The following is an 11442-nucleotide window of genomic DNA, read 5'->3' on the forward strand; positions in this document are numbered from 1 at the left end:
TAAGAATATGTTTTATCGACTGGCGTTAAAGCTAAGAAACTGGGGCTAGGGTGGGGTAAGGAAAATATTGATCCAGATCATCAGGGGGAAAGTTCAGTGCTAGGTAAATCGCTTCATCGTGAAATTGTTTGCCCCGAGGGGCGGCTTGATCATTAGATGATTCCAGGTGCTCCCCTAAGAGAACCTTGCCAATCTTCTCATAGGTCACACCTTGATCTCGGGCATCCAGAGTACGCAAATAAAGTGGCCACGCATCTTTCTTCGGTCGTCTAAACAATTCCTTTCCGAATCGGTGAACTTGCATGTGTTTCAGTAACCGATGAACCATCTTTACTTGTTGGTGGAGAGGACTGGAAAGGTCGAAGGAGAACATGACTTCATTCTCTTTCAGAACAAAACCTCCAGTACCATCCATAGGACCTTCTAACATTCCGCAGAAGCCTAAAAGGAACTGCAAATTAGAAGGAACTCTGATTGATGGATTCGGCAGGAGTCCCCCCGCAAGGCCATATCGCTTGATACGAGACATGGCTGCTGTGAACAATGCCGGATTCTGATCGTAGAGGTATACCGCCTCAGCTCGGAAAGCCGGATCGTCTGGTGTGGGAACGTGGATTGCGGGTATCTCTCCAGCGGCTCGCTCAAGCTGCCACCTATACGAGGCTTCCGCGTGAGTTTTCCAATCTTCTCGATAATCAGACAAACGCCGCAAGAATTCCCAACGCCAGAGGGTAAGACTCAATCCCTCTGGCCTGGGATACTCGTCCGGATCACGCCAATCCGGAATATTCCAAGGATTCTGTTTGCGAGGCCTTTTTAAGGGCCGGCGAGAAGGTGACATGCTATACGTTTTACAAACCCTACTAGCCGAATAGGAAGACTTGTAAACATGTTATACGAACTGCTAATAGAGGAAAAGCCGTAACATCGCGCTAATTTGAAAGCAAACCATCCATGCGTATGAATGTTGCTTCATCCCGCCTTCGGCACCAACCTCAACAGTCGTTCGACGAACTCGCGGTCCTTCAGCAATTCCCGCAGAGACGGTACGTTCCCTTCAGCACTATCTTCAGGCGCCTCTTCCTTCCGGCAGGTGCACCCAGCCAGCACGTACGCCGTCCGCCTCGTTGTGCGGCCACCAGCCAGGATCGACGGCTCTGCGATGACTCCTCCGCCACAGATAAACGGCCCTATTCCACTAGGGCCCAATTACATTCCCAATTGTCAATCATCTCTAACCGCCTGCTCCGGCTTGGTGCTATGATGTGCGGCGTGTATGCCTGTTCACTGGATGGGGAGTGCAACACTTCAAACCTTACGAACGTTCCGCCGAAGCAGTCCTGCCAACCCTCTCGCATCCATGCTTGGTGAAGGAACGCCTACTGAGGATGCAACCCGCTGACAACAGACGAAGGAGGCACCTGTGACTGCGCAAGACGTGACAACGGCCCTCCCGCCATCGGGAGATTCCAGCACCGTTGAGGCCCTTGTCCGAACCCTGTCCGGTCAAGCATCCATCGGCATCTTTCTGTCGGACCCCGAAGGCCGCACGCTGTACCTGAATGAGCGGCTGCGCCGCATCGCGGGACTTCCTGTCACATCGACGCCCGGGGAATGCTGGCGCAATGCGCTGGCACCTGAAGACCATGACCCGATCTGTAGCGAATGGTCCGGCGCCACCAGCGCCGAACGGAGCTTTTCACGGGAGTTTCGCTTCCGGCGGCCGGACGGGTCGCTACGCTGGGTCATGGCGGAAGCCTTCCCGTTGCGCACCGGCGAAGGACCCTCCGGCGGTTACGTCGGCATCGTGCGCGACATTACCCCCAGACAACTGGCACTGGACGCCCTGCACGCCAACGAGGAGCGCTACCGGACGCTGGCGCAACAATCGCCCCACGCAATCCTTGTCTATGCAGACAATGTCGTCCTCTTCATCAATGAAGCCGGGGCCCGGCTTTTCGGACTCACAACCGCACACCCGATTGAGGGACGCGCGTTGTGGGATTGTTTCCCGAAAGAGTTTCTGCACGACCTCCCCCTGGCCGAAACTACGCCCGTTCCCCCGGTCGAGCGACAATTGGTACGACCCGATGGAATGGTCATTGACGTCGAATTGACAGCGGCCCCGGTCATGTTCGACGGACATCCAGCCATCCAAATTCTGGGCACCGATATCACCGAACGGAAGGTCATCGCCGGGCAACTGCATCGGACAAAAAAAATGGCGACCGTGGCGACGCTGGCCGGCGGCATCGCCCATGAATTTAACAATTGCCTGACCGCCATCATGGGGTTCTCGGACTTGGCGCTGCCGTCACTCGTGCCGGACAGTCGCGTCCATGGCCACATCCAGCAGGTAATCCTCGCATCGAAACGAGCTCGTGATCTCGTCACACAAATGCTCATGGTCGGTCGACTGGCGGACGGCGCGAAACAGCCGCTCTCCCTGGATATCCTCCTCAAAGAAACACTGCGAGGCCTGAAGATGAAATTGCCGGAGTCCATCAGCCTCCGCGAATGGATTCCCGGTGCAACCAACCCCGTGCTGGCCGACCCAACCCAGATACACGAACTCTGCCTGACCCTGCTGGCACGGGCCCAACAGGTCATGACGATCAGCGGAGGGGTCTTGGAAGTCCGCCTCGACAATATGGGTCTCGATGCTTCGATGACCGGTCACGACCTTCCGCTCCCACCGGGTCAATATGTGCGCCTCATGATCTCGGATACCGGTGACGGCATTCCCCCTGACATCCGGACGCCCAACATGTATCCGCTTTTCGCACCCCCCCCGACGGGAAGCAAAGCGGGAGCAGGGCTCGGGGAGTTGCAGCGAATCGTGAGCGAGCATGGCGGAACACTCCGCGCCACCAGCACGGCCGGCCAGGGCACCACCATTGAGGTCTATCTGCCCGCGATGCTTCAGCCTCATCAGGCAGTGGGCCAGGAACCGAGCCGCGAGCGCGCAACACCCCTTACGGAAGCGAAGGAATTTCTTGCTGAGCATGACAAAGAGCGGTAAATTCACTGTGGTAATTAACCGGTGCCGAAACGCCGCCTCCGGCCGTCTTCTGAGCGCCGCAATCCAATCCCCAGACACTCGGCACGAATACTCCTGTGAGGAATGTTATGCCCTCGGTCCTGATCGTCGATGATGAAGAAGCGATTCGCCAACTGATTCGGAGCACGCTGGAGCAGGCAGGCTATCACGTCCGCGAAGCGGCCGACGGCAAAGCAGGGCTGTCCCACTATCGCCAATCGCCGGCTGATCTCGTGATCATGGATATCCTGATGCCGGACCAGGACGGCCTTGAGAGTATTTTGACGCTCCGCCGAGAATTTCCCGAGGCCAGGATTATGGCCATCACCGGCGGCAGCGACATGATCGGCATCTTAAACTTCCTGGATGTGGCCCGCATGCTGGGCGCACGCCGTACGCTCCAGAAACCCTTCGAGATGCAACAGCTCCTGGATGCCGTTCAAGCCGAAATCGCCGGCTGAGCGAGGCTCGTCACTTTCCGTCCGTTCGTCATAACGCCCACTGTCGCATTGACTTCCGACACATCGATCCGCACACTAGCGCCCGCCTTCCTTTCCTTTTCACACAAGAAAGACGGGATCATGAAGACGTGGTGGACTCCGCAGCTGCACGCGATACTCGGCGGCATCGTCGTCGCGATCGGGATTTTCGTCATGTGGGAGCAGGCGGCGACCGTCTGGGCCTTGCCCGTCGCCGTCGCGTCAACGGCCTTTCTCTGGTGGCAGGGACGCAGCATCGCCGCCGTCTGGGCCTGGACCACCATGGGGCTCGGCATCGAAAGTATGACCTGGCCGATCGTGACGATGATTCGAATGAGGATGGGAGGAAGTCAGCCGACTGAGGAGCAGATGGAAACGATTCTGAACGCCGTGCTGTTCGGATTGTTCACTTCGGTGTTCTGGATTACCTTCGCCTTCGGGCTGTTCAAACGTATACGCGAACAGAACGCTCCACCGGTGCCGCCTCCCGGAACCGAGCCGGTCCCGGCACGGGGCAAAAAGAAGCGGGCCAGGCGCTGACTCACATCACGCCATCGCAACCGGATCGACATCGATATCGAACCGGAGGCCCCCTCGTCGCGACTCCCGATCAAGCACCTCACGGGTCCGCACAACGATGACTCTGCCTGCCTCAAGAGACAGGGACTTGACCAGAATCTGCCAGCCGTAGCGACCTCGCACCTTGGCGTGTGGTGCCGGAGAAGGCCCCAGGATAACAATGTGGCTCGTCTCTCCACCCAGCCCGGTTGAACGCTCCTCCAGAGGCACCCTACTACCGGCTGTGGCTTTATGCCGTTCTAGACTCGCCACCTCCGCTCGTAGCAGCGCTGCCCAACGACCGGCGGCCCGGGCCACCGCCGGTTCAAGCGTCCCGGTTACATCCAACCTCATAAGCGAGGTCAGCGGCGGATACTGAAGCATCTGCCGAAAGGCCTGCTCCTGTTCAAGAAACACCGAGTGATCGCCCGTGGCAACCGCCATGATCGCATGGTGATCCGTTAACCGGGTCTGGATCATCACCACGCCTCCGGCATGAGCGGGTCGGGCTAGCTCCATGGCGTCCACCAGACCGTGGTACATCCGTTCTGCCGAGCGAAAGTCCGGCACATGAAGACCGGCATCGGCATCCGGAACACCGACAAAGGCAGCCCGCGCCTGAAGGCCGAACCGGAACAGCATCTGCGTGCCGATCACGATGTCCAATTCACCGGCGGCAAGCAGCCGACTGAACGCCCGTGCATCAGCAGGCCGGCGAATCGTCTCACCATCCACACGACCCACCCGCGCCAGAGGGAACTTTCGCCGTACAGCCTCCTCGATACGCTCCGTGCCCGACCCGATCGGCTCCAGCTTGAGCGATTGACACCGAGCACAATGATCCGGGACCGGCTTCGTTCGCCCGCAGTAATGGCACCGCACATGATTGCTCTGCCGGAAAAACGTCAGCGCCACACTACACGCATCACATTGCGGCATCGCACCACAATCGCCGCAATGCAAGACGCTCGCAAACCCCTTACGGTTGAGATAGAGAATCGCCAGGGTCTTCTGCCGCAGGGCGTCCTGAATGCCGTCATAGAGCGGCGGCGATAACAAGGTGCCTGCCGGGGTCTCCCTGGAGTACTCCCTCAAATCGATGACCTGCACTCTCGGAGCACCTGCCGGGTCTCGGTACACACAAGCCGTCATCGCCCCTTGCTGAACCGCCGACCAACTCTCCAACGACGGATGGCTCGAGGCCAGCACCAACAGGGCTTGATCGCAGAGTGCGCGCCGCCGTGCCACTTCTCGCGCATGATACTGGGGCGATTGCTCCTCCTTAAGGGACGCATCGTCCTCACCTTCCACCCACACCAATCCCAATCGATCGATGGGTGCAAACACCGCCATGCGGGTACCGACTAGGAGCGTGGCCGACGAATCCTGCGCCGATTGCCACACGGCTGCGCGTTCCCTTGCCGAAAGACCACTATGCAGGAGCAACGGCCGTTCTCCCGCTGCCGACAGGGCTTCGGCCAATCGACTGGCATTCTCGACGTCCCCTGTGACCACCAACACTCGCCGCCCACGACGTATCGTGGCCTGGACTGCCTGCACAAGACACCAGAGTCTGGTAGCTCGAGCCCCCTGAACCAGAAACGAGTCGCATGTGTCCTGCGAAATCGCCCGGCCAACGGTATCAGGCCATCCTGCCGCCTCCAGCGGTGGTGGCAAGTCATCAACCGTCAATCTCGCGAACACCTTCTGCTCCGCCCCCGGAGCAGAAGATGTTTTTTCACGAACCGCCCTCGGGACAACCGCATCATCGCAGCGCACCACAAGCCCTCTTCGAATCAGTACCTGCAACGCGCGCATGACACGGGACTTGTCGCCCTGTACCAGGGAGGCCTCCGTAATGCCCTTGGGACGACGACGAAGGCGCGAAAGCACCTGAGTTTCCACTTCTCCCAACCCCTCAGGTACGGACGAATTGTCCATGCCCTGCGCCGTCGGCCGATACCGTGATGGCCGCCGACCGACCTGATCGACAAAAGGCGCGACAAGCTTGATACATTGCCCCCACGGTGCGGCATATCGGTCGGCCACCCACCGACTGAGATCGATTTGACTGGAGGTGAGCAGGTGGTCTGGAGACACTGGGGCAAGGGAGCGGACGGCTTTCAGCCCCTGCTCGGGAGCGCCGAGCGGAAGGCGGTCATACACCGCCGTGACGAGACCGTGAAGGTCCTGGGACCCGAACGGCACGATCACTGATTGCCCGATTGCGACCTGCCCCTTGAGTGAAGAGGGGATCACATAGGTAAAGGGCCGGTGAAGGCGGCGCGGCAACACCACATCGGCATATGTTAGGGGAGGCGCAGGAGCCACCGGCGGAGTTGCGGACGAGCGGTGATCGAACATGCGGCATTCTAACAACACCGGATGAGCGCAACAATCACGGTCCTTGCGAGAAGGGCACTGACGGGACGCCGTACTGGAAGCGGGGGGCTATCTGCCAGGAGGGAGGATCTAACACACCTGTGGCGACAGGCCTCCTCGGAAGAGACCGGTCGCCCGTCACTCATTACGAACCGGGCGGGGCCGAGGCCGTGTCACCGCCGACAGGCGAAACCGGCACTGCGACATCCGAGGGAGCGGGAGCGATCGGTGCATCCACCGACGCTGATCCTACCGAGGTGGCTGAGGCGGACGGCATGACGGCGGTGGATGCCGGTGCCGCGTCCAGTTTGTTATACGTAAACTGCGCAGGGATCGGATCGCTCTCATTCAGCGGCGCCTTCGCGGATTGGGCCTGGGTCCCCTCCTCCGGAGAATCGAGCACAACCTCGATACGGCGGTTCTTTTTGCGGCCCTCCTCGGTCCCATTGCTGGCAACAGGACGGCTCGCGCCATACCCCACGGCAGATAACTTCGCCGAATCCATGCCACCCTTCTCGATCAGATACCGCACGATCTCGGCGGCACGGGCCTTGGACAACTCCCAATTGGTTGGGAATACGCCTTTGAGCGACGGCCCGATCTCCATATTGTCGGAGTGACCTTCCACGCGCACCTGCTGAGAGACCGCAGCAGTCCTCAAATACTCCGCCAGTTGTTCCAGAATGGGTACGCCGGCAGGTTTCACTTTCACCTCACCGGATTCATATTCCAACTGATCTGCCAGATCATCAAGATTGATCCTGGTGCTTCCATGAGCGCGCTCGACCCTGGGTTTGCTCATCGAATGGGACTCGCTCGGCATCGCGGCAGCGCTGTCCGTCCTGGCGTTCATCACCGGTTGTACCGTCGCAGCCGGAACATCCGAGTCCCCGTTCTCATATTGCATGACCTCAACAGGCGAAACGTGTTTGGAGCGAACGCGGTCGCCGATCAGCGCACGGGCCGTGGCCTTGGACAACACCGCGGTAGCCGTGTGGGGCTCGGTAGAAAGAATCTTCACTTCCCCGATTTTCCGCTCAGGAAGCCCACCGCCGGTACGGAAGACTTCCAGATATTCGCCGGAACGAAGGCCTTCGTCTTGTCCCTTGTCGAGATAGACCAGGTTTCCCTGCGATACGAGCGACATATGTTTATCGGCCTGCAATTCAACAATCATGGCTTCGATCTCGGCATACCCCGAGGCGGTCTCAACGACTTCTTCTGCTGAAGGCGGTGTAAACCGCATGACCGGATCACCAGGGGAGAGGGGAGCGTAGGACCGAACAACCTGGACGCCAACCAGTGCCGCGTCTATCTGAATGACTTTCACCACCCCCACTCTATTGATGATATAGCCCATGTACTGCTTGGTCATGGGGTGAAACACTTTGCGCGAGCGCCGGTATACGGTGTAGAGATCACCGAGCGCCGCATCACCGGGATTCTTCAACTTGAGATAGAGGGTATCGGTCCCAGACCAACCCAACATCATCCGGTTCCCGGAGAGTTGGTTGTCCCCGGTAATCACATTGATAACCCCGTCGATCGGCATCTCTTGTCGAATCGAGCCGGCGGCATACGTGAGGGCGGCTTCCCCCAGGCGAACACTTTGAGCGTTCTGGGCATAAACAGGGATGGCCGTCACGGCTGCGAGACTGCAAGACAGGATGATCAGGCTGGCGCGCATGGGTAATGTCCTCATATTGATCACACCTAGGAGGGTTATCTGTAGCAACCTTAGCAAAGAGCAGGGGCTTGTCAAGAAACGGGACGGCGCTGGACGGTTTGCTTCAGGTCTCCACGGGTGCTATCGTAAGCCTCGCACCGGAGTGACGATTCGGCAGGTATCGATAGCAGGGCGTCTGAATAGCGAGGTATGGCGTGGGAACAGAGAAGCGGCGCATCAACACTCAAATGCCCCGCAGATTGAAGGTTCGAACCGCCACGCCCATGGCTTCAGAATGGGATATCAGCGTCGGATCCCCGCCGAGTGCGCTAAGAACCCCGGCCGACAAGATGAGGACAGGATCCTCGAATAGCCAAGCCACCCCCGACACATCGCCGACACTTCCCAAGAAGAACGCAAGTCTCCCCGGCTCATAGCCACAATCCGCCGTGGCACCTAACTGCTGGACAGTATTCAGTTTCTAGGACTTTCGGGACTAGAGGCCTAGGTCCTTTGTGCGCTTGCTATTAAAAATAGGCAGGGGCTAAGATTCCGACCTCCTAATTAGCCCTATAAGCCCTCAAACCCGTTAAGGTTCGAGCCAATGGCCGGTTCCGAGCTCCTCTTAGAGTACTTAAGTCGATATTTTCCGATCCTGGTGTTTGTGTTCGTCGCACTGGCGTTCGGTGCGGGTACATTGCTCATCAGTTACTTCGTCCAGCCGAAATACCCGGAACCGGAAAAACTCTCCACTTATGAGTGCGGATCTGAACCGTTTTCCGATGCTCGGATGCCGTTCCCTGTTCGCTACTACATCTTTGCCATGCTGTTCGTCATTTTCGATGTGGAAGTCATCTTTCTGTATCCCTGGGCGATTGTTTTCAACAAGATCGGTCTGATTGGACTTGTAGAGATGCTGATCTTCATCGGACTTTTCCTCGTCGCCTATGTCTACGCGTGGCGAAAAGGAGCGTTGGAATGGGATTAATTCAACTGGGAGGCCACGATAAAGACGGGACTCCCGATGTCATTACTCTTACGGTAGAGAAAGCCGTGAATTGGGCCCGAAAAGGGTCCCTGTGGCCGATGACCTTCGGACTGGCTTGCTGTGCCATTGAAATGATCGCCGCCGTCTCGTCCCGTTACGACATGGATCGATATGGCGCCGGGGTCTTTCGGGCCTCCCCCCGCCAATCCGACCTCATGATCGTGGCCGGAACCGTCTGCCGCCGTATGGCCCCCGTGATTCGCAAGATTTACGACCAGATGCCGGAACCGAAGTACGTGATTGCTATGGGATCGTGCGCAACATCCGGAAACATTTACGACAGTTACAGCGTCGTGCAGGGAGTGGATCGTTTTGTGCCGGTCGATATTTATGTGCCGGGGTGCCCCCCGACTCCGGAGGCCTTATTCGATGGCATTCTGAAACTGCAAGAGCGCATCATGCAAAAGCGTGTATTCCTCGCGCAGCCGAAAGAAGTGAAAGACGCCCTGAAGGTCTGACGCGCGGAAACTAATCGAATGAGTCAACTGGCCAAACGTATCGAGGATACCTTTCCAGACGCCTGCACCATGGTGGTGGAGTGGCGCGGGGATGTGTCCGTCACCGTCAAACGTGAGGCCTTGCACGACATCGGCAAGTTTTTGCGCGATGACCCGGCCCTGAGGTTCGACTACATCGTTCATGTCAGTTCGGTCGATTGGCCGGACGACGAGGAACGTTTCGAAGTCGTCTATGAAGTGTATTCGATTCGAACCCGGCAGCGCATTCGCCTGAAAACTCGGGTTCCGGAGTCGGATTGTATTGTCGACTCCTTGACCGACATCTGGAAGGGCGCTGATTTCATGGAGCGCGAGGTGTACGACATGATGGGCATCCGGTTTCGGAACCATCCAGATCTTCGCCGCATTCTGATGCCGGACGAGTATGAAGAAGGCTACCCCCTCCGCAAAGATTTTCCGCTCCGCGGCAAAGGGTGGCGCGATACGTTTGAATTTTTGGACGAGCCGAGCCGGTAGGGGCGGCCATTTAGGACTACTAGACGCTCATGGCACAGTTCGAAGATCAACGAACTACGGTCTATAAAGTCGACCCGGAACATCCGGAAGACGCGACGCTTCCAACACTGCGAACGGAAGAACTGCTCCTCAACATGGGGCCGCAGCACCCCAGCACGCACGGGGTGCTGAAAGTCATCCTCGAGCTGGAGGGCGAGCGCTTGGTCAAGTCCACCCCGGTGATGGGTTTTCTCCACCGCGGTGTGGAAAAACTGGCTGAGGAAGGCACATACCATCAGTTCATTCCACACACCGACCGCCTGGATTACGTGTGTGCGATGTACAACAACTTCGCCTATTGCCGCGCCGTCGAAAAGCTCATGAACATCACCGTGCCGGACCGAGCCGAGTACTTGCGCACCATCGTCGCGGAAATCCAGCGCATTATCGGCCACCAGTTCTGGCTCGGTACGCAGGCCCTCGACATCGGGGCGATGACGGTCTTCTTCTATTGCTTCCGGGACCGTGAAATTCTGCTCGATTGGTTTGATGAACTCTGCGGCGCTCGCCTCACGACGAGCTGGTACCGTATCGGCGGCGTCGAGCGCGATTTCACACCGTCCCTGTTCGCCAAGCTGAAACAGTTTCTCGACTACTTCCCTCCCAAGATCGATGAGTACGTGATCTTCCTGGAGAAGAACCGCATCTGGCTGGCGCGCACCAAAGGCGTGGCCGTGATTTCGGCCGAGGATGCACTGAGCTTCGGTTTGAGCGGACCGACCTTACGAGGTTCTGGGGTCGATTACGATCTGCGCAAATACGAGCCATATTCCGCCTACCCCAAGTGTGAATTCAGCGTCCCCGTCGGAAAGAACGGCGACACTTATGACCGGTACTGGATCCGCGTGCAGGAGCTCTACGAAAGCGTCAAGATCATCCGTCAGTGTCTTGAGCAAATACAGGACGGCCCGATTATGGCGGATGTGCCGAGCGTGACTCTGCCTCCAAAAGAACGCGTGTTCACGAACCTGGAGTCCATGATTCAGCAGTTCAAGCTCTTCTCGCAAGGGTTTAACGCGCCTCCCGGAGAAATCTACTGCGGGACCGAAGCGCATAAAGGCGAATTGGGTTTCTACATCGTCAGCACGGGCGGCGGGAAACCGTACCGGCTGAAAATCCGCGCCCCGTCGTTTATCCATATGGGCGCATTCGATCATATGTCGAAAGGCTACATGATCGCGGACGCCGTGACGATTTTCGGCACCTACGATATCGTCATGGGAGAATGCGATCGATGAAGACCGATACAGCACGAA

10 protein-coding genes are annotated in these 11442 nt (G+C 58.1%); 7 read left to right on the plus strand and 3 right to left on the minus strand.

What is annotated here, in order from left to right:
• Positions 1 to 31: 31 nt before the first annotated feature.
• Positions 32 to 703: a hypothetical protein gene (locus tag H8K11_01545; protein ID MCS6262412.1), complete on the minus strand. Its 672-nt coding sequence runs from the start codon at positions 701 to 703 to the stop codon at positions 32 to 34.
• A gap of 720 nt (positions 704 to 1423) precedes the next feature.
• Here H8K11_01545 and H8K11_01550 point away from each other — a divergent pair.
• The 3 genes from H8K11_01550 to H8K11_01560 all read left to right on the plus strand — a co-directional run bounded on the left by H8K11_01550 (position 1424) and on the right by H8K11_01560 (position 4059).
• Positions 1424 to 3022 (plus strand): PAS domain S-box protein, encoded by a 1599-nt coding sequence (locus tag H8K11_01550; GenBank protein MCS6262413.1) that lies wholly within the window; start codon positions 1424 to 1426, stop codon positions 3020 to 3022.
• Between the two features lie 107 nt (positions 3023 to 3129).
• A complete protein-coding gene (locus H8K11_01555) occupies positions 3130 to 3501 on the plus strand; it encodes a response regulator (protein MCS6262414.1) in 372 nt (123 codons plus the stop codon).
• Positions 3502 to 3621: 120 nt separating this feature from the next.
• Positions 3622 to 4059: a hypothetical protein gene (locus H8K11_01560; protein MCS6262415.1), complete on the plus strand. Its 438-nt coding sequence runs from the start codon at positions 3622 to 3624 to the stop codon at positions 4057 to 4059.
• 6 nt (positions 4060 to 4065) lie between these two features.
• On the opposite strand, the gene priA is transcribed toward H8K11_01560, so the two are convergent.
• Entirely contained in the window at positions 4066 to 6441 is a 2376-nt protein-coding gene (priA, locus tag H8K11_01565) for a primosomal protein N' (protein MCS6262416.1), read from the minus strand.
• A 163-nt stretch (positions 6442 to 6604) separates the two neighbouring features.
• Positions 6605 to 8161 carry an OmpA family protein gene (locus tag H8K11_01570; protein ID MCS6262417.1) on the minus strand — a complete coding sequence of 519 codons (1557 nt, stop codon included), beginning with the start codon at positions 8159 to 8161 and terminating at the stop codon, positions 6605 to 6607.
• 568 nt (positions 8162 to 8729) lie between these two features.
• On the opposite strand from H8K11_01570, the gene ndhC reads away from it, so the two are divergent.
• From ndhC to nuoD, 4 genes are read left to right on the plus strand one after another with little or no spacing between them, the layout of a single operon-like run.
• Positions 8730 to 9113: an NADH-quinone oxidoreductase subunit A gene (ndhC, locus tag H8K11_01575; protein MCS6262418.1), complete on the plus strand. Its 384-nt coding sequence runs from the start codon at positions 8730 to 8732 to the stop codon at positions 9111 to 9113.
• On the plus strand, positions 9104 to 9631 hold the full coding sequence (locus H8K11_01580) for an NADH-quinone oxidoreductase subunit B (protein MCS6262419.1): 528 nt from the start codon (positions 9104 to 9106) through the stop codon (positions 9629 to 9631). Before ndhC ends, H8K11_01580 begins: the two co-directional genes overlap by 10 nt.
• A gap of 18 nt (positions 9632 to 9649) precedes the next feature.
• Positions 9650 to 10147: an NADH-quinone oxidoreductase subunit C gene (locus H8K11_01585; GenBank protein MCS6262420.1), complete on the plus strand. Its 498-nt coding sequence runs from the start codon at positions 9650 to 9652 to the stop codon at positions 10145 to 10147.
• 29 nt (positions 10148 to 10176) lie between these two features.
• Complete coding sequence (gene nuoD, locus H8K11_01590) at positions 10177 to 11424, plus strand: NADH dehydrogenase (quinone) subunit D (protein MCS6262421.1); 1248 nt, start codon at positions 10177 to 10179, stop codon at positions 11422 to 11424.
• Positions 11425 to 11442 lie beyond the last annotated feature (18 nt).

Origin of the sequence: Nitrospira sp. (genome assembly GCA_024998565.1) — a bacterium.
Lineage (GTDB): Bacteria > Nitrospirota > Nitrospiria > Nitrospirales > Nitrospiraceae > Nitrospira_A.

Bases quoted from the DNA above. Each gene is read 5' to 3' on its own strand.
- H8K11_01555 (MCS6262414.1), top strand. From the start codon at position 3,130: ATGCCCTCGGTCCTGATCGTCGATGATGAAGAAGCGATTCGCCAACTG.
- H8K11_01560 (MCS6262415.1), top strand. From the start codon at position 3,622: ATGAAGACGTGGTGGACTCCGCAGCTGCACGCGATACTCGGCGGCATC.
- priA (MCS6262416.1), bottom strand. From the start codon at position 6,441: ATGTTCGATCACCGCTCGTCCGCAACTCCGCCGGTGGCTCCTGCGCCT.
- H8K11_01570 (MCS6262417.1), bottom strand. From the start codon at position 8,161: ATGAGGACATTACCCATGCGCGCCAGCCTGATCATCCTGTCTTGCAGT.
- ndhC (MCS6262418.1), top strand. From the start codon at position 8,730: ATGGCCGGTTCCGAGCTCCTCTTAGAGTACTTAAGTCGATATTTTCCG.
- H8K11_01580 (MCS6262419.1), top strand. From the start codon at position 9,104: ATGGGATTAATTCAACTGGGAGGCCACGATAAAGACGGGACTCCCGAT.
- H8K11_01585 (MCS6262420.1), top strand. From the start codon at position 9,650: ATGAGTCAACTGGCCAAACGTATCGAGGATACCTTTCCAGACGCCTGC.
- nuoD (MCS6262421.1), top strand. From the start codon at position 10,177: ATGGCACAGTTCGAAGATCAACGAACTACGGTCTATAAAGTCGACCCG.